The sequence below is a fragment of the Spongiibacter sp. UBA1325 genome (genome assembly GCF_002306875.1).
GTDB lineage: Bacteria > Pseudomonadota > Gammaproteobacteria > Pseudomonadales > Spongiibacteraceae > Spongiibacter > Spongiibacter marinus.
In genome coordinates this window covers 266,080-284,705 of record NZ_DBTD01000010.1, presented here as the reverse complement: position 1 = coordinate 284,705, position 18,626 = coordinate 266,080, and the positions used below count along the sequence as shown (strand labels likewise).

The following is an 18,626-nucleotide window of genomic DNA, read 5'->3' as shown; positions in this document are numbered from 1 at the left end:
GGAACCGCAACCGAGCCGCTAATTTGCACAGGAATGGGCAGGGGGGATGCGGAGGTGGCGTACTGGCTGGGGTAGGAGCCATAGACCATCAGCACCAGCTTGTCGCCGTTTTGCATGCGGCTCATCACCCCGACCAAGTCGACATTGTGATCGCCGAAGCCTCTGAAAGGTGTTACCTGGTTCATCAACGGCGTGGGCGCCTGAAGCGGGTTGCTGTCGCCGGATTCTCTAATGGCCAGTCCGACAAACACAATGGGCTCAAGCAGCGGGGCATCTGCTTGCTGGTCGGCAATGCTCATGCTCAAGCTGATTGTCGGTACGCCGGCGATTACCTCATTGTCGGCCTGGGCGGTGTAGAGTTCGATCTCAGTCGGCAGCAGGTTGGCTTCGTGGGCAATGATCGGCAGCGGGCTGCTAAAGGCAAAGTTGTCTCCGCCGTAGGGCACATCGTTGAGTACGATGCCATCATTGCCTTCACTGCCTAAGTTGAAGCAAACCTCTGGAATCTCATCGGCCGCGCCTTGCACAAACTGTAGCTTTTCTTGAAACCAGCTCACGGTTGTGTCGGTAGTATTTAAGCGTCCGCAGACACTTTGACCGTCGCCACTGTCGATGCCGTGGCCGGCGGCTTTGGTGAACAAGCGCACATCGCCGCCCTGATCACTCAAACAGCGGTAGTTTCGGTAGGCATCATTAAAGTTAAACAGGGTATCCATGTGGGACTGGGTAATGAACGCATCAATCGACCGCAAGCTGCCGTCGGCCGTCGTGTCGTTCTCACCGGCGCAGTGTGAGGCCGGGCTGTGGCGGTAGAGTAGCGCCAGCTTATCGTCGGCCAAGGTGTTTGCTGCCAAGCCGGTGGCGAGGCCTTCGTTGACTTCCTGGTCTTGATTGCCAGCCAGGTTACCGCCAGCCGACAGCACGCTTGCCCAAAATGTTTTAAACACATCGTTTGGATACAGGGAATAGCGCAGGTCGTTCCAGGTAATGTCCGGGGCGATCGCGTCCAGGCGGTGTTCTGGGTCAATCGCGTAGATCATTAATTGATAACCGCCACCGTAGGAGCCTCCCACGGCGCCGATCAGCGGATTGTCTTTCTCGGTAGCGGGAGTCGGGCCATTATCTGCATAGGCAAGCTGACTCAAATTCTCTTCGGCCCAGTCCAGCACTTGTAGCCAGTCTTTGCCTTCCAGGTCGGGGTCCAAAATGCGGATGGTGCCACCGGAGTCACCGTGGCCACGTTCATCCAGGCTCAGTACGTAAAAGCCTTCGTCGAGTAAAGCTTTCAGCAAGCCACCGGTGGGTCGGCTTGACTGACGGCTGCCAGAGTAGCCATGGCTGTGCAAAATCAGCGGATAGCTCTCCTCCGAGGACAGCGATGTGGGTTCGTGCAGGGTGAACGCAATATTTTCGCCATCGACATTCGATGCAAGGTTTACATCGTAGGAGATGCCGTCGGTAATGGTCGCTGGCGGGCAGCCATCGGCTTCAACGGCGGTGCCTGGCGGGGTGTTGGGGCACTGGTCATTGCCATTGAGTACCCCGTCGCCGTCGTTGTCATCTTTTTGCACATTACTACAGCCCTCACTGTCGACGGTTGCACCGGCAGTGGTATTGGGGCAGATGTCGTCGGCGTTATTGACGCCATCGTTATCGTCGTCCAGTTGTGAGGGCGAGCAGCCCTGAACATTGGCGGTTTCCGTTGCCGGGGTGGCCGGGCAGTCGTCTTGACCATTGCTAACACCGTCGCCATCGTCGTCGCGCTGTGCGTCGGAGCAGCCATTTTGGTCAACGCTGGCACCTGCCGGTGTCAGTGGGCAGAGATCCTGGGCATTGCCAACGCCGTCGCCATCGTTGTCGCCGTTTTGACTGTTACTACAGCCATTGGCATCCACCGTGGCGCCTGCCGCTGTATTTGGGCAGTTGTCGCTGCTGTTGTTAACGCCGTCATTGTCGTCATCCAGCTGTGAGGCGGAACAGCCATTGGTATCGACGCTTTCTCCTGCTGGCGTGGCTGGGCAGCTGTCGTTGGCATCTGCAACCCCGTCGCCGTCAGCATCTTCAACCGTAATCGCGCAGCCCTGAGCATCGACATCGGTGTTGCTTGGGGTTGCCGGGCAACTGTCAGATTGGTTGCTCACGCCGTCGCCATCGTCATCCAACTGCGAGGCAGAACAGCCGTTGCTGTTGGCGATTTCGCTACTGGGCGTGGCGGGGCACTGATCTCGGGTGTCGGCAATGCCGTCGCGGTCGCTGTCAGTGCTGCCTCCTGAGTTATTGCTAGAAGAGTTGCTGCTCGAGCCACCACAGGCGGCGAGCATGAGGGTGAGCAAGAGTAAGCTGAGCGACTTCCTCGACGGGAAAAGCAGCGTGCGTAACGTCATGGCAAATGTCCGTATTGTTAGTATTGTTCGGGTGCTGGCGAGGCGGGCGATGTCACGTTGTAGCAGGGGCAGCCACTGGCTGTGCTTGTGCGAGTCGCCGCCTGAACTGCGAGCAGCAGTCAGAAGTGTGCGCGGCTGACACAGTTATGTCAATTCGTGAAATTGAGTGCTGGCAGGGTCGCTACAGCAGGGCGACTCATCTGAATGGCGTAATCCGCATAGATGAGTTGCCAGGATTCTCACCTACTGGGACGAGGGGCGGGCTTTACAAAGCTGACTAGATTCGACGTGTGCCCACGAGCACCACAATAATCATTGAATGGAGTCACGTCATGTCACAACAATGCTCGCCTTTTCCTCCCTACCAAATTCAGGCGGAGGACATACCCGATCGCTACCCGAGGGGGTGGTTTTGCCTCGGATTACTCGACGACTTTCGCCCGCCTGCGGACAGCCCGCAAAACATCGACGGTTTTGGTGGAAAGGTCGTCGTGCGCTGTCGCGGCTCACAGATTGACGCGAGTCTCGATGGCCAGCGTCTGCCGACCCTGGCCCGCAACCGCTTGTTGCTCTGTTGGTACGACCCCGATGGTAATCCGCCGCTGGCTATGCAGGAGCCGCCAATTATGGGCGAGTGCGATACGCGCCAGTGGAGCCGCTGGCAGATGCGGGAGTACCGCATACACGCCAATTGCCGTGAGCTGATCGACAATATGGCCGATGCGGCGCACTTTGGCCCCGTGCACGGTGCAAATGTGCGCAGCTTTCGCAACATTATGGATGGCCACACCTTTGTGCAGGAAATGCGCGGCCACAGCGAACGCCTGTCGGCGGAGAGCGAGCTGTATAGCTACGCCAAATACTATGGCCCGGCCTACCAAACAACGTATATGCGCGGCAGTTACGACGGCCACACCGTTGAAAGCTACCTGCTGCTCAGCCATTTGCCGGTGGCGCGCGAATGCTTTGATATTCGCTACGCGGTGATGGTGAAGCGCCTGCCCCATTTGAACGAGGCGCAAAATGCTGAGCTGTGCAAAATGTATGCGGAGAAGGCTTTTGAGGCCTTTGCTGAAGATGTGGCGATATGGCACAACAAAACGCGCATCGACAACCCCATTCTCTGCGACGGTGATGGCCCGATCCACAAACTGAGAACCTGGTACGCACAGTTTTATCAGCCGTTGGCGGAGATCAATGAAGAGCGTCTGCGCTACCGCGAGTACCAGTTGCGTTATGACTAACATCGCGGCCCCAATTGGGGCCGCTATTCACCGCTCATGGAAGCAGCGCCGAGCAAAGCAATGTTAAGCAAAGCAATACCAGGGAAAGGAGAGAAAAGCATGCGCAGTTTGAAGGATCGCTTAAATATTGATGTTGTCGACAGCATACACATTCGCGCACCCGCTCAACGGGTATTCGCGACCGTGGCGAATTATCCGGCAATCGCCAACTGGTTCCCGCCCTATTCATGCAGTGTGGAGGGCGGTGGCTATATCAAGGAGGGCGCGCTTGTGCAGCACCGCTATGGTCGTCCGCCATTTGTGCTGAGCCGTTTTACGCGCCGTATAGAGCGTATCGTGGATGGCGAGCGCATTGAGGAGCGGTATATCGATGGAGACTTGCGTGGCACCGGGGTATGGTGTTTTGAGCAGCACGGGCAGGAAACATTGGCCAGTTATCACTGCCGGGTGGAGGCCCTGAGCTGGTTCGCTCGACTCGGCTTTGTTCTTCGGGGCAGTCGCGCCCACAGCGAGGTGTTCCAGCAATACCTGGCGGCCTTAAAGCAGCAGTGCGAGGCCGCTGGCGTTTAACGTATCAAGGAAGAAGTCATGTCTAAAATCGATCAAGCCCCGCAACATGCCGCGTTACCCGGCGGTGGTATTCAGTATTACGACGCGGGCAATGGTCCCTGTGTGATGCTGATCCACGGTTCTGGCCCGGGGGTGAATGCCTGGGCGAATTATCGCGATAATTTGCCAGTATTTGCCGAGCATTTTCGCTGCATCCTGCCTGACTTGCCCGGCTACGGCGGCAGCGATGCGCGAGACGGAGACCCGGTACAAAGCTGCGCGGCCGCCTGTGTTGAGCTGCTCGATACCCTGGATGTTTCCCGCGTACATATTATTGGTAACTCCTTGGGTGGCATCGTCGGTTCGTATATTGCGGCGCAGTATCCCGAGCGGGTCGCCAGCTTTATGACTATCGGCGGAATTGGCTTGAATCTGTTCAGCGCTTTTCCTGGGGAGGGGCTGAACTTGCTAACGGCCTTTACCGAGCAACCCAGCCGCGAAAATTTACGACGTTGGTTGGCGTCCATGGTTTACGATCAGTCAATTATTACTGACGAACTGCTCGAGGCGCGATACGCGGCGGCAACCGAGCCCGTCACCCTGGCGACCACTCGGGCGCTCTATTCTCGGTCGGCGATCGCTGCAATTGCCGATTACCGGCGGGGAGAAAACGCCGCGCAGGTGGTCGCGCATTTGCCCAGCATTCAGGCGCCGACGCTAATTACCTGGGGGCGGGATGACCGCGTGAGTCCGCTGGATATCAGCTTGTTGCCTATGCGGATGATCCCCAATGCCGAGTTGCATGTTTTCCCCAACTGCGGCCACTGGGCGATGATTGAGTGCAAAGCGCGCTTTGAGTCTTTGGCCATCGACTTTATTAACGACGCGGAGCGCCGTTGTGCGCAGGTGCAGCCATGAGCGTTGCAGCGATGCTGGGCTTGGCGCTGGCAATGATGGCGCTGGCAGCGCTACCAAGCAGTAGTGTGTTGCTGGTAGTTGCCTGCAGTTTGCGCGGTGGTCGGCGCCACGGTCTTGCCGCAGCGCTGGGTATTGTTATTGGCGACCTGCTGTTTATCGGCCTCGCGATTGGCGGTGTTGCCGCGCTGGCTCAGGCTATGGGCGTGGTGTTTATCGTGCTTAAGGTGGCCGCAGCGCTGCTTCTGCTGAGTGTGGGCTTACGCTTGTTGCTATCATCCCGCGCCGGTCGCTCTCAGGCCTTACCGGCGGTGCCCGGCTCGCTTTGTACTAGCGCTATCGCGGGCTTGGTGGTGACACTTGCAGATGTGAAAGCGGTGGTTTTCTACGCCAGTTTATTGCCGCTATTTGTCGACATGCAAAGCGTGTTGCCGGGAGATGTCCTGGCAATTGCGGCAATCACGGTGGCGGCCGTTGGTGGCGTGAAATTGTTATATGTGTTGCTTGCTCAGCGACTGGTGCAAGGATTGCCGGTGATCGCCAAGCGGGGTGAAGCGGTGGCGGGAGTTGGGCTGATCGCTGCGTCTGGGGTATTGCTGTTGAAGGATTAGTTGTCGCCGCTACAGAAACAGGCGACCAATAATGCTGGGTACGGCGGTCTCAACTTTTAAAATGCGCGGCCCCAGGCTAAAGCCCTGCATTCCGGCGGCCAGCAGTTTTTCCACCTCATAAGGAATAAACCCGCCTTCCGGGCCGATGGCGAGTAGGCGCGGCTGGTTACTTGCCGCCGGCACACCCTGGCTGTGGTAGGGATGGGCCAATAGGCCTTGCCGATGTTGCAGCAGTGCTGGCAATACATCTTCCACGAAGGGCTTAAAGCGGGTGGCGCGTTCAATGCTGGGCAATTGCGTATCGCCACACTGCTCCAAGCCCTCCAGCATGGCCGCGTGGAGGTGAGCGTCGTCGACTAACGGGCTTTGCCAGTAGCTTTTGTCCACCCGGTAACTGTTCAACAAAATAATTTTTTCCACGCCCAGTTCGGTTGCCGAGCGAATGATGCGCCGCGCCACTTTTGGGCGAGGCAGGGCCAGCAACAAGGTCAAAGGGAGCTTTGCCGGAGCGGGCGTATTCAGGTTAACGCGCAGTTCTATGGTGCTGCCAAGTCCGGTGATTTCCGCACTGCCAAGCTGGCCGTTAAGCACGCCGCAGCGCAGCTGCTGGCCAAGTTCAGCGCGAAGTACCTTGCGGATGTGCTGGGCGCGCGCATCGCTGATTTGCACGGTATCGGCGCCAGAGAAATCCGATGGCTGCAGCAGCAGCAAATTCATTGGGCGGGCTCGGCCCACAGGTCGTAGTCGTCAGCGCCTACGACATTGACCAATAGCGCATCGCCTGGGCGAAGGTCGGTAACGCCATCGAGGTAGACTTTGCCATCAATCTCGGGGGCATCCGCATAGCAGCGTCCAATCGCGCCTTCTTCGTCGACGACATCGATCAACACTTCTAATTGCTGGCCGATGCGCTGCTGCAGCTTTTCTGCGGAAATGCGTTGCTGCACTTCCATGAAGCGCTCCCAGCGCTGTTGTTTCACGTCTTCGGGCACGGGGTCTGGTAGGTCGTTGGCGCTGGCCCCATCGACGGGTGAATACTGGAAGCAGCCGACGCGGTCCAGTTGAGCTTCTTCCAGCCAGTCGAGCAGCAACTGGAAGTCTTCTTCGGTTTCGCCCGGAAAGCCGACAATAAACGTTGAGCGTATTACCAGGTCGGGGCAGATTTTTCGCCAGGCTTTGATGCGCTCTAGCGTTTTTTCCTGATTGCCTGGGCGCTTCATCAACTTGAGCACACGCGGGCTGGCATGCTGAAACGGAATATCCAGGTAGGGAAGGATCTTGCCCTCAGCCATGAGGGGTATCATTTTGTCTACGTGGGGGTAGGGGTAGACATAGTGCATGCGTACCCACACGCCGAGCTCGCCCAGTGCAACGGCGAGGTCTTGCATGCGGGTTTCCAGAGCGCGGCCATCGACAAAGTCCAGCTTGTATTTGGTGTCCACACCGTAGGCGCTGGTGTCTTGCGAGATGACCAATAGTTCGCGGCTGCCGGCGGCGACCAGCTGCTTGGCCTCATCGACCACCTCAGCCAACGGGCGGCTGATGAGGTCGCCGCGCATCGCCGGAATAATGCAAAAGCTGCAGCGGTGGTTGCAGCCTTCGGAAATTTTTAAATACGCATAGTGCCGGGGCGTGAGTTTCACACCCTGCGGCGGTACCAAGTCGCGGTGAGGCTGGTAGCTGTCGTCCTGGGGAACATACTGATGAACCGCGCCCACAACGGCGTCAACAGCGGCCGGGCCGCTTACGTCGAGGACTTCTGGGTAGGCATTTTTAATGGCTTCGGCGTCGCTGCCTTTGCCCATGCAGCCAGTAACAATGACCTTGCCGTTTTCATTGATCGCCTCGCCAATCGCGTCCAGCGACTCCTGCTTTGCGCTGTCGATAAAGCCGCAGGTATTCACTACCACAACATCGGCATCGTTGTAGCTGGGAACGACCTCGTAGCCGTCTAAGCGCAGCTGGGTGAGTATGCGCTCGGAATCGACAAGCGCTTTCGGGCAGCCCAAACTAACAAATCCCACTTTTTGGGTTTTGTCAGCGTTTTTCTGCGGTGTGTTGTCGGGTGTGGCCATGGCTACCTCGCTATATAGACGGCGCGCATTTTACCTCAATTGCTGCCAGACTGCTCAATCAGAGAGGTGGGGGCGGCGAACGGTTTGGTTTAGCTTGCGCTGCAGCGATCGAGAGCGCTTCGCCAATTTGGTGCACCGCCTGATGGCGTTGAATAAAGGAGCGGGTCACTATGTCAAAAATACTGGGCTTTGATGTCTACGGCACGCTGGTCAATACGGCGGCGATAGAGACCCCGCTCCGTGAGCTTATGGGTGATCTCGCAGGGGTATTCGCTGCGCGCTGGCGGGAGAAACAATTGGAGTACAGCTTTCGGCGCGGACTGATGCAGCACTATGCCGATTTTTCTGTGTGTACGCGCCAGGCCCTGGATTATTGTTGTGAGGCCATGGCGCAGCCCCTTTCCCGTGAGCAGCGCAGCGCGTTGATTGCCGCCTACGCCGAGCTGCCAATTTTTGCCGATGTGCTCGACGTGCTGGCGCAGCTGGCCGGCGAGGGCCATCGACTTTTCGCCTTCTCCAATGGGGCTAAAGCAGATGTTCAGGCTATCCTGGCGAAGGCAGAAATTAGCGATTGGTTTGAGGGGGTGGTGAGTGCGGAGGAGGTGCGCGTGTTTAAGCCTAGCCCAGCCGTGTATGCACATTTTCTGCGGTCAACGGGTGGCCTTGTCGGGCACAGTTGGTTGGTGTCGTCTAACCCATTTGATGTGATCGGCGCGCGCAGTGCAGGTATGCAAGCGGCATGGGTAAAGCGCGACGCCAATGCAGTGTACGATCCCTGGGATATCGCACCGAGCGTGTGCGTGAAAAGCCTGGCAGAATTGCCTGCCCAATTATCAGAGAGGGATGTGAGTGAATAGAGTTTTCGTATTCGTTGCCGTATGGCTGTGGGCGCTGCCCACGTGGGCAGCAGAGGTGGCGTGGCAACAGGCCTATGTCGAGCAAAATATCCGCTTTATTGCCGAGCATACCGGGGCGCCCGCTGGTTTTAAGGCGGGGTTGAGTAACGCCGCGTCGCAGCAGCGTTTTGGCAGCGATAGAACGGTTTATGGCAGTTTGAGCGCGGCGGGCCAGCGGGCCTCGGGTGAGCGTGTCGCGCTGGCGGATTTTTCCCGCGGTATGGTTGAGTTGGAGTTGGCCTTTCAGTTAAACCAAGCGGTGGAAGCGCCCATTGCCAGCGTGGCAGAGCTGCAGTCGATCGTTCGCCGCGTGGCCATTGCACTCGAGTTGCCCGACTTGGCGTTATTGCCGGCTAGCCCCACCGCCAAAGAGATTGTTCGCGCCAATGTCGCCGGTAAATATTTTGTTATTGGCAATGGCGTGTCTCCGCAGGGCCTCGACCTGGATGCCCTGCCGTTGCGACTGTTTCGCGATGCGTCAATGATCGCACAGTCCTATGGCGGCGGCGTGAGTGGCGGTCAGTGGCAGGCCTTGTTAGCGCTGGTCAACCAACGTGTTGCCATGGGGTGGCGCATCACGCCTCAGCAGTGGTTGCTGACTGGCGCGCTGGGCGGCATGAATGCGCTGGAGCCCGGCTACTATCATGCCGAGTCTGTAGCGCTTGGCGGCGTCGCAATAACGGTGTACTAAGCAGCCTACATTGCCAGCGTGTCGGGGCGGCTGTGTTGCTGAACGCGCAGTCCCAGGCGTTTTAATGCCGCCAGCAATTCAACGCTGTCTTCGCGATTTAAAAATGCCCCGACGCGAACGGTTTTTGCGCGGCAGCACAAGCTGATTTCCAGGGGTGCCCAGGGGTGGTGGTGCTCCAGCACCAATATGCCACTGTGTTGCTGTGGCCACTGCCATTGTTGCTCTGCGCAAAAATAACCGCTTTCAATACGCAGCTGCTGTTCGTTTATGTGAATCACTTGTTGAATCTGCAGTTTGCCAAAGACGCGCCGCAGTAATACCCAGAGCAAAAATAATTCCAGCCCCATAAAGGGCAAGATCATCCATGCGCCAATAGCCAGAAACCCTGAGGCAAATACCAGATTGAGTCCCGCGATGGCCGCTAAGATGCGCCGGTTACTCTGCCAGCTGGCGGAACGGTTCGGGCGCAGCACAATTTGGCTGCCATCACGGTTTGTTTGCGTTTCAACCACCAGCCTATCCTCGTGCACTGGCTATAGTTTAGAGCAGGAAAAACCCCACCGGTAACTATACGTCTCCAGCAACAGTGAAAGATGTTTTTCCGTTAAACGGCAAAGGGTGGCGGGCAGGTAAACTGTATCGCTTTACCCGTGCTGGGGTGGTGCAAATTGAGTGCGCTGGCGTGCAGTAACAGCCGGGCCGATGCCTGCCTGGCTTGTTCATGGGCGTAGAACTCGCAGCCGAGGATCGGGTGGCCAATACTGGCGCAATGCACACGCAATTGGTGGGAACGACCGGTAATGGGGCTGAGCAGCAGGGTGCTATGGCTGTCGCTGCGGCGCAGGCATTCGTAGAGGGTTTGTGCAGACTTGCCGTGCTCAAAGTTAATATGTTGGCGAGGGCGACGCGGCCAGTCGCAGGCCAGCGGCAGATCGATTATGCCTTGGGCAGGGGCAACGCAGCCGCTGACGACGGCGTGATATTGCTTGGTGATCTGGCGTCGCTCGAATTGCTGGCTCAGGCGGCGGTGGCTGTCTTTATTCCGCGCAATCAACATCAGGCCAGAGGTGGCCATATCGAGTCTGTGCACAATTAATGCATCGGCGTATTGCTGCTGAATACGGCTTATCAGGCTATCGCGATTGGCCGGGTGACGGCCGGGAACTGACAATAAGCCCGCCGGTTTACTCACGGCCAGCAGGTCGTCGTCTTCATAGAGAATCCGGTGGGACTCATTGCAGGCGGGCACGATAAATTCAGTGGCTTGTGACACGGTAGGCTCTCGACAGTGGCTGGCTAAATTATGCGTGATCAGTGTGCGTGAGGCGAGTGCTCAAACGGCATCAATTTCGCTGAATTGGACGCCGACGTAGCGGTCGCTAGTCCGTATACTATCGCCGCCGAGAGCGGACTGGCGCTTGACTGCTTACCGTTGCTCATATCGCGCCGGCCTTAAAAACAGGACAAATGATGAAAATACCGTCACTGCAAGCGCGTCTGCGCGAGTACCTCCCGCATGGGCAGTTATCCCGCCAGCGCCTGCCTTTAGCGCCCGAGCTGGAGTTGTGGTTGCTCGATGAAGCCTACCCCCAGCACCTGCTCGACAGTGAGCAAATTCAGCGCATTATGAACTACCCGGCCTATTGGTGTTTTTGCTGGGCGAGCGGCCAGGTTATGGCGCGCTATATTATTGACCACCCCGAGTTGGTGCGCGGCAAGCGGGTGCTGGACTTCGGATGTGGCTCTGCGGTGGCCGCGATCGCGGCGGCCAAGGCCGGGGCGTCATCGGTGGTCGCCTGCGACCTGGATAGCGATGCATTGGCCGTCAGCAAACTCAATGCCGAGGCCAATGCCGTGAACCTCGCCTACAGCGCAGATTTCTTTGCTGACAGTGAATCGTACGATGTGATTTTGGTTGCCGACGTGCTCTACGATCGCGCCAATTTGCCGCTGTTAGGCGAGTTTCTGACGCGTGCCAACACGGTGTTGGTGGCGGACTCCCGGGTGAAGGACTTTTCCTTTCCCGGCTATCGCCACCTGCAATTTCAGCGCGCAACCACAATTCCCGATCTGGCGGAGTCCGAGGAATTTTCCCGCGTGAATGTGTACTTGGGAGAGCATTAAGCGGGCCCGTGTAGCGCATCAAGAAAGGCGCTCGCCAGCGGGCTGAGGCGCTTGCCGCGTTGATAGGCGCTGCACCAGGAGCGCTTAATGGGAAAACCCTCCACCTGTAATGCAACCAGGCTACCGTCGCTGATTCCTTGTTCGGCCACGCTGGCTGGCAGCACGGCGCAATCCTCGGAGTCGACAAGAGCGTGGCGTATTGCCTGGTTGCTGCCCAGCACGCGGGTGCGGCGAATCACGCAGCTTTGCTGCTGGCAGTAGTCCTCGAGTACTTGCCTGCTGCCCGAGCCGGGTTCGCGCAGTAGCAGGCGGTTTTCCAGAAATTCATGCAGGCTGAGCACCCCTGCACCGGCCAGGGGGTGGTGTATGGCAGCTACTGCCAGCAGTTGATGTTCGGCGAAGGGGGTGTACTGCAAGCCCTGGTCGCTGGGGACGCGAGTCATTATCGCGAGGTCATGCATATTGTCGTGCAGGCGTTTTATCAGGTGCTGGTGGTTGTCGACATGCAGGCTCACCTCCGCATCTGGGTGCTGCTGGCAGAATCGGTTGATGTAAGCGGGAATCAGGGCCTCGGCGCTCGACTCAATAATAATATTCAAGCTGCCCTGCAACTTGCCGTGTAGCTCGGTAAGTTCTATCTCTAAATTTACCAGCCGCTGCTGCAGGTCGCGGGCCGCCCGCTGTAACAGCTTGCCTGCCGGTGTCAGATAGAGTCGGCGGCCAACGTAGTCGAACAGCGGCTGGCGGATTAATTCCTCCAGGCTGCGTATTTGCGCGCTGACGGCGGGTTGCGTGAGCGACAGCTCTTCGGCGGCGCGCGAGTAGCTCATGTGCTGGCAAACTGCCAGAAAAACATCAACTTGGCGCAGAGTAAGCCGTTGTAAGTAGCTGGTTTGCATCCCCGTCTCCTGCAAAATTTACTCGTTTTATAAGTTATTGCTTATATATAGGCAAATAAATATTAATTTCTTATGAGGAATATTTTCCGCTAGGGTGGATCGCATATTTGATACCGGCTTAGGAAACCAGTCGCTATGCTGAAAAAAATCCTAATTGCCAACCGTGGTGAGATTGCGGTTCGCATTGTTCGCGCCTGTGCCGAGATGGGTATTCGCTCAGCGGCCATCTACACCGAACCCGATCGCTTTTCCCTGCATGTTAAGCGCGCTGACGAGGCTTACAACGTGGGCGCAGACCCCCTGGAGGGGTATTTGAATCCTCGCAAGCTGGTGGCGCTGGCGGTGGAAACGGGCTGCGACGGTCTGCACCCCGGCTACGGTTTTCTTTCCGAGAATGCCGAATTGGCGGAAATCTGTGCTCAGCGCGGCATTACCTTTATTGGCCCCAGTGCAGAGGTTATCCGTCGCATGGGCGATAAAACCGAGGCTCGCCGGGCGATGGTGGCGGCGGGTGTGCCGGTGACACCGGGCACTGAAGACAACCTTGCCGATGTCGAGGAAGCGGTGACGGTCGCTGCAGGCATCGGTTATCCGGTGATGTTGAAAGCCACCTCGGGTGGTGGCGGACGCGGTATTCGCCGCTGCGACAGCGAAGCAGACCTGCGACGTCAGTTTAGTCGCGTGGTCTCAGAGGCCACCAAGGCTTTCGGTCGCGCTGATGTATTTTTGGAGAAGTGTATTGTCAACCCGCGCCATATCGAGGCGCAGATTTTGGCCGACTCCCAGGGCAATGTTATCCACCTGTATGAGCGTGATTGTTCGATACAGCGCCGCAATCAAAAGTTGATTGAAATTGCGCCATCGCCGCAGCTCACGCCGGAGCAGCGCGCTTATATCGGCGACTTGGCGGTGCGCGCGGCAGAGGCGGTGGGCTATGAAAATGCCGGCACCGTAGAGTTTTTGCTTGCCGATAATCAAATTTATTTTATGGAGATGAATACCCGCGTTCAGGTGGAGCACACCATCACCGAGCAAATTACCGGGGTTGATATTGTGCGCGAGCAAATCCGCATAGCCTCCGGCCTGCCGCTTGGGTATCGGCAAGAGGATATTAGCTATCGCGGCTACGCGCTGCAGTTCCGCGTGAACGCCGAAGACCCCAAGAACGGTTTTTTGCCTAGCTTCGGCAAAATCAGCCGCTACTACGCTCCCGGTGGCCCGGGTGTGCGCACCGACACCGCGATATATACCGGCTACAGCATACCGCCGTATTTTGACTCGATGTGCCTGAAACTGGTGGTTTGGGGACTGACCTGGGAAGAAACGCTCAACCGCGGCGCGCGGGCGTTAAATGATATGCGTGTTCAGGGCGTACGAACCACCGCGCCTTACTACCAGCAAATACTTAAGCACGCGGACTTCCGCGCCGCGCATTTCGACACCAGCTTTGTTGATAGTCACCCCGAACTGATCGAGTACTCCGATAAGAGTCGGCCCGAAGAGCTTGCCCTGGCGGTGGCGGCGGCGATTGCTGCTCACGCAGGACTGTAAACCCAATAATGATTGCAGCCGCTTAGCGGCCACGATGTGCACACAGGAAAGGAAGGCACTATGACTACGCCGATTAAAATTACCGATGTCGCCCTGCGAGACGGCCATCAATCGCTTATTGCCACGCGGCTGCGCACCGAGGACATGTTGCCGGTGTGCGCCGAACTGGACGCCCTGGACTATTGGTCCCTAGAGGTATGGGGCGGCGCAACCTTTGATGCCTGCGTGCGTTTTTTGAAAGAGGACCCCTGGGAGCGACTGCGCAAGTTGCGTGAGGCGCTGCCCAATAGCCAGCTGCAAATGTTGCTGCGTGGCCAGAACCTGCTGGGTTATCGCCACTATGCTGACGATGTCGTCGAGGCCTTTATTGCCAAGGCGGCAGATAATGGCATGGATATCTTCCGGATCTTCGATGCGATGAACGATGTGCGTAATTTGCAGACGGCGATCGCCGCCGTGAAGGCCGCCGGCAAACATGCTCAGGGTACCATTTGCTACACCACCAGCCCCGTGCACAACACGGAAACGTTCGTCGAGCAGGCGCGTAAGATGGTGGACATGGGCGTAGATTCCCTGGCTATCAAAGATATGGCGGGCCTGCTGACGCCGAGTACCACCGGTGAGTTGGTCGCGGCGTTAAAGGCCGAGTTCGATCTGCCGCTGGCCCTGCATTCGCATATGACATCGGGTTTGGCTGGGCTGTGTCAGTTGAAGGCGGTAGAGGCGGGCGTGGATATTATCGATACCGCTATCTCAGCCTTTGCCAACGGCACCAGTCACCCGGCGACCGAAACCATGGTTGCAGGCCTAAAAGACACGCCCTACGACTCGGGCCTGGATCTGGAAGTTTTACAAAGCGTTGCCAAGAAACTGTGGGCGGTGCGCAAGAAATACCGGCAGTTTGAGAGTGAGTTTACTCGCGAAGATGTCAGCGTTCAGATAAACCAAGTGCCGGGCGGCATGATGTCTAACCTGGCGAACCAGCTAAAAGAGCAGGGTGCCTTGCACCGTATCGACGAAGTCTTCGCGGAGATTCCCCGGGTGCGCAAGGACCTGGGCTTCCCGCCGCTGGTAACGCCCACCTCGCAGATTGTCGGTACCCAGGCGGTGATGAATATTCTGGCAGAGGCGCCCTATACCACCATTACCAATGAGGTGAAGCGCTATTTGCAGGGTCACTACGGCGCGGCGCTGGGAACGGTGAATGAAGAATTGCGAGCCAAGGCGATTGGCAGTGAAGCGGTGATCGATGTTCGCCCTGCAGATTTGCTGCCGCCTGAAATGGAGAAATTGCGCGCAGAAATTGGCGAGCTGGCCGACAGTGAAGAGGATGTACTGAGTTACGCCATGTTCCCGGATCTGGGCCGCAGCTACCTCCAGCAGCGTCGCGATGGCACATTGCAACCCGAGGTTTTAGAGCCGGAACCCGAGACCGATCGCCCCGCCGCGGAAAATGCGGTGCCCACCGAATTTGTGATCGATGTTCACGGTGAAAGTTATCAAGTGGCGATTACCGGCGTCGGCATTAAGGGTAAAGGCAAACGGCACTTGTACATGACGCTGGACGGTATGCCAGAGGAAGTGGTTTTCGAGGCATTGAACGAATACCAGCGCGACGGGGGGAGTGGACGCCGGCAGGCAACTCAGCCGGGGCATGTTACAACGAATATGCCGGGCAATATCGTCGATGTATTAGTGGCGCAGGGCGATGTGGTTAAGGCGGGCCAGCCAGTGCTCGTCACTGAGGCGATGAAAATGGAAGCGGAAGTGCAGGCGCCGATTGATGGCACAGTTCGTGATATCCACGTTAGCAAGGGAGATCGCGTCACTCCGGGTGAGGTATTAATAGAAATCGAGTAAAGAGCAAGAAAAACGCTTGCAAACCTCAATGATAATGATTATCGTTTAGTTGTGTCGCGGCGGGATGGTGTCTCCCCCCTCTCTCTGACGTTCTTATCCCGTCGCGACCTCTCTCCGTATTGGCCCCGGTTGCTTACCCTGCTTCCGGGGCTCTTTTTCTACGTCCCGCCACGCCTGCCCCTTGTCATGTAAGCAGTTTATGTAATTGCACTGCAGCGCAGTATTTGTGACATAGCGTCAACATCCTGTTTTCCCTCGCGTAAGCTCTATGGCTCACTCGCTGGTATCAATGCGCGGTGATTACATAACAATAATAGAGGTTGTATCGCAGTGAATAGGGTTATGTTGGGTAGCGGCCTGCTGCCGCTTTGTTTTGGCAGTATCGTCACGGTATTACCGATTTTCAGTGCACCCGCTTACGCGCAGTTAGAGGAGGTGGTCGTCACGGCCAGGCGCCGGGAGGAGAGTCTGCAGGACACGCCGATTTCTGTTTCGGCGATCGGGGCATCGGCGCTGGAGGATGCGGGCATCACATCGCTGGCGGATGTTAAGAACATCGTGCCGAATTTGCAGATAGCGCCGACGGCGACCAAAAGCCAAGCGATTTTTGTGCGGGGTATCGGTCAGCGCGCCTCTACACCTGAGCTCGACCCAGGAGTAGGCCAGTATTTGAATGGTATTTTCATCGCCCGTCAGGACTCTCAACTCTTAGATGCGGTTGATGTTGAAAACATCCAGGTATTGCGCGGGCCACAGGGCACGCTGTTTGGTAAAAACAATACCGGTGGTGCGATGCTGGTTAGCACGGTTGCACCAGATTTTAGTCGCCCGAGCGGCAGCGCCACGGTCACTGCCGGCTCTCACGGCCGCCAGGATATTAAGGCCAGCGTTAATTTGCCATTGATCGAAAATCAAATGGGCCTGAGGCTCAGTGGCACTGTGCGGCGCCTGGATGGCTACGTTAAGAATATTGTCGATGGCACACGCTTTGGCGATGAGGACCGGCAAGCGGTGTCTGCGCGGCTATTGTGGGACCTTACCGAGAACCTGCAACTCGATGTCTTTTCATTCTGGAGCTCGCAGGATGAGAAAGGGCAGGCGAACAATTGCGAAGTGATCAATGCGCAAGCGGCGGCGGCCACATTCTTTGTTCCCCAGCAGCCTGATAATTACGCCCAGCGATGTCAGCAGCAGGAGGGCTTGGCAGAGCAGCGCAAGGTGGCTATCAACACCGAAGCCAGTTTTTATCGCCAGCAGTCACAGCTTCACGCGATAAAGCTGAATTGGCATATGGGGCCGCTTGACCTTGAGTCGATCACCGCCTACAGCCGTCAATATGGCTTGGGTAAGCAGGAGGATGTTGACGGCAGTGACTTTAGCCTCGTGCACAATGGTGAGCGTTTGGCATTAAAAGCCCTGACGGCCTCCGGCGTCGACCCGGATCAAGAAACGCATTACCAACTCAGTCAGGAGCTGAAATTCAACGGGCGGTTTTTCGAGGACAAGCTCGACCTGACGTTTGGCGCCTTCTACTCTGCAGAGCGCATCGATGGATTTCCCTATCCACAAATTATTGGCGCCAACGGGGTTCTGGGTATTCCCCCGGAATTTCTGCTGAGTAGTACCGCAGGCGTTGCGCTGCCTGGGGTCGATTTACTGTCGGCGGCTGCCAATAACCTTGTGCTGCCGCTGCTGTCAGCGTCGGTCAATTTAAGCTATATCGAAAATGAAACACGTGCGCTGTTTGTACAGGGTAGTTACGATCTTACGTCCCATCTGCAACTAACGCTGGGCGTGCGTTACACCGAAGATGATAAACAGCGGGAGATTGCTTTATACAACGCCGATTTCAATGCCTTTGGGCTGCGTGAGGGGCTTATTCATGCTCAGGGTGGCATCTATAACCCAGTGCCCAGAGCGTATTTTGACAATATCGACTTTGCACAACCCATTCCGTTTCTCGCGCCGGTGTCGACGTCATCGGAGCTGTCCTTTGACCAGGTTTCGCCAGCGTTGACGGTGAGCTATATCTGGGAAGAGGCGGACATCGCGGCGATCGGCCTCAATAGTTTGATGACCTATGTGACCGTCAGCGAGGGCTATAAATCGGGCGGTATTGGTCTGCGGGGGCGACGCCTCAATGAGTTCGAGCCAGAGGTGGTGGAGAACAGTGAGGTCGGGTTTAAGCTCGATGCCCTCGATTCGAGTTTGCGTCTCAATGGTGCGATCTACCATATGAGCTACGACCAGATCCAAGTTCAGCAGGCCGAGACGGGCCCCGGTGGGCCGACCGATGTCATCCTGTTTTTGGATAACGCGGGTTCTGCCGTAGTGCAGGGCGCCGAATTGGAAGCAACCTGGCTCTACGAAGGGCTACAGGTCAATGCCAATGCCGGCTATACCGATGCCTATTATCGGGATTACACGGTATTTTTAGCGGATGGCTCCAGCTTTGATCGCAGTGCCGAGCCCTTTGCGGTGGTGCCAAAAAACACCCGCTCGCTCGCCGTGCAATACCATTGGCAAACGCGCTTTGGCGCGTTCATTCCGCGCTTGCATTACTCTTACCGCTCGGAAATTTTTGTCGGCCTGGATGCCAAGGCCAATCTCTACGATGGCGCGACATTGGGCGGGCAGGAGTTGTATAACGCACGCCTGACCTGGCTGCCCGACGAGAAGCTGCGTGTGGCGATGTACGTGAACAACCTGAAAGACTCGCTGTTTTTTGGCGGCGGGGTGGCACTGGGTGACAATCTTGGCACAACCACGAAGGCGCAGTTGCCGCCGCGTCACTACGGCCTGGAAATTTCGTATCAATGGGATTAAA

16 protein-coding genes are annotated in these 18,626 nt (G+C 57.1%); 10 read left to right on the top strand and 6 right to left on the bottom strand.

Translation table 11 applies throughout. From position 1 onward, the window contains the following. Window positions 1-2,384 (bottom strand): thrombospondin type 3 repeat-containing protein (locus tag B3K78_RS13280; protein WP_286695828.1); only part of this gene is annotated, 2,384 nt, incomplete at its 3' end. 332 nt (window positions 2,385-2,716) lie between these two features. Here B3K78_RS13280 and B3K78_RS13275 point away from each other — a divergent pair. From B3K78_RS13275 to B3K78_RS13260, 4 genes are all read left to right on the top strand, one after another. After that, window positions 2,717-3,628 carry a 3-ketosteroid-9-alpha-monooxygenase, oxygenase component gene (locus B3K78_RS13275; RefSeq protein WP_286695827.1) on the top strand — a complete coding sequence of 304 codons (912 nt, stop codon included), beginning with the start codon at window positions 2,717-2,719 and terminating at the stop codon, window positions 3,626-3,628. A gap of 99 nt (window positions 3,629-3,727) precedes the next feature. Further along, window positions 3,728-4,198: an SRPBCC family protein gene (locus tag B3K78_RS13270; RefSeq protein WP_286695826.1), complete on the top strand. Its 471-nt coding sequence runs from the start codon at window positions 3,728-3,730 to the stop codon at window positions 4,196-4,198. A gap of 18 nt (window positions 4,199-4,216) precedes the next feature. After that, a complete protein-coding gene (locus tag B3K78_RS13265; RefSeq protein ID WP_286695825.1) occupies window positions 4,217-5,095 on the top strand; it encodes an alpha/beta fold hydrolase in 879 nt (292 codons plus the stop codon). Further along, window positions 5,092-5,703, top strand: a complete 612-nt coding sequence (locus tag B3K78_RS13260) for a LysE family translocator (protein WP_286695824.1) — start codon at window positions 5,092-5,094, stop codon at window positions 5,701-5,703. Before B3K78_RS13265 ends, B3K78_RS13260 begins: the two co-directional genes overlap by 4 nt. 9 nt (window positions 5,704-5,712) lie before the next feature. Here B3K78_RS13260 and B3K78_RS13255 read toward each other — a convergent pair whose 3' ends face one another. Both B3K78_RS13255 and rimO read right to left on the bottom strand, forming a co-directional pair. Beyond that, window positions 5,713-6,420 (bottom strand): 16S rRNA (uracil(1498)-N(3))-methyltransferase, encoded by a 708-nt coding sequence (locus B3K78_RS13255; protein ID WP_286695823.1) that lies wholly within the window; start codon window positions 6,418-6,420, stop codon window positions 5,713-5,715. Further along, complete coding sequence (gene rimO, locus B3K78_RS13250) at window positions 6,417-7,778, bottom strand: 30S ribosomal protein S12 methylthiotransferase RimO (RefSeq protein ID WP_286695822.1); 1,362 nt, start codon at window positions 7,776-7,778, stop codon at window positions 6,417-6,419. The genes B3K78_RS13255 and rimO overlap by 4 nt, the downstream gene beginning before the upstream one ends. A gap of 170 nt (window positions 7,779-7,948) precedes the next feature. On the opposite strand from rimO, the gene B3K78_RS13245 reads away from it, so the two are divergent. After that, window positions 7,949-8,635, top strand: coding sequence for a haloacid dehalogenase type II (locus B3K78_RS13245; protein ID WP_286695821.1), 687 nt, complete (start codon window positions 7,949-7,951; stop codon window positions 8,633-8,635). Beyond that, entirely contained in the window at window positions 8,628-9,365 is a 738-nt protein-coding gene (locus B3K78_RS13240; protein WP_286695820.1) for a hypothetical protein, read from the top strand. Before B3K78_RS13245 ends, B3K78_RS13240 begins: the two co-directional genes overlap by 8 nt. Window positions 9,366-9,370: 5 nt before the next feature. On the opposite strand, the gene B3K78_RS13235 is transcribed toward B3K78_RS13240, so the two are convergent. Both B3K78_RS13235 and B3K78_RS13230 read right to left on the bottom strand, forming a co-directional pair. Further along, window positions 9,371-9,877, bottom strand: a complete 507-nt coding sequence (locus B3K78_RS13235; RefSeq protein WP_286695819.1) for a DUF2244 domain-containing protein — start codon at window positions 9,875-9,877, stop codon at window positions 9,371-9,373. A 92-nt stretch (window positions 9,878-9,969) separates the two neighbouring features. Next, window positions 9,970-10,638: an RluA family pseudouridine synthase gene (locus B3K78_RS13230; RefSeq protein ID WP_286695818.1), complete on the bottom strand. Its 669-nt coding sequence runs from the start codon at window positions 10,636-10,638 to the stop codon at window positions 9,970-9,972. 197 nt (window positions 10,639-10,835) lie between these two features. On the opposite strand from B3K78_RS13230, the gene B3K78_RS13225 reads away from it, so the two are divergent. After that, window positions 10,836-11,489 (top strand): class I SAM-dependent methyltransferase, encoded by a 654-nt coding sequence (locus B3K78_RS13225; protein ID WP_286695817.1) that lies wholly within the window; start codon window positions 10,836-10,838, stop codon window positions 11,487-11,489. Here the strand turns inward: B3K78_RS13225 and B3K78_RS13220 are convergent. Then, window positions 11,486-12,388: a LysR family transcriptional regulator gene (locus tag B3K78_RS13220; RefSeq protein ID WP_286695816.1), complete on the bottom strand. Its 903-nt coding sequence runs from the start codon at window positions 12,386-12,388 to the stop codon at window positions 11,486-11,488. The genes B3K78_RS13225 and B3K78_RS13220 overlap by 4 nt on opposite strands. 135 nt (window positions 12,389-12,523) lie before the next feature. On the opposite strand from B3K78_RS13220, the gene B3K78_RS13215 reads away from it, so the two are divergent. The 3 genes from B3K78_RS13215 (at window position 12,524) to B3K78_RS13205 (ending at window position 18,625) form a co-directional block, all read left to right on the top strand. Continuing rightward, on the top strand, window positions 12,524-13,939 hold the full coding sequence (locus B3K78_RS13215; RefSeq protein WP_204995870.1) for an acetyl-CoA carboxylase biotin carboxylase subunit: 1,416 nt from the start codon (window positions 12,524-12,526) through the stop codon (window positions 13,937-13,939). Between the two features lie 60 nt (window positions 13,940-13,999). Further along, complete coding sequence (gene oadA, locus B3K78_RS13210; protein WP_286695815.1) at window positions 14,000-15,799, top strand: sodium-extruding oxaloacetate decarboxylase subunit alpha; 1,800 nt, start codon at window positions 14,000-14,002, stop codon at window positions 15,797-15,799. A gap of 330 nt (window positions 15,800-16,129) precedes the next feature. Next, on the top strand, window positions 16,130-18,625 hold the full coding sequence (locus B3K78_RS13205) for a TonB-dependent receptor (protein ID WP_286695814.1): 2,496 nt from the start codon (window positions 16,130-16,132) through the stop codon (window positions 18,623-18,625). Window position 18,626: the final 1 nt, after the last annotated feature.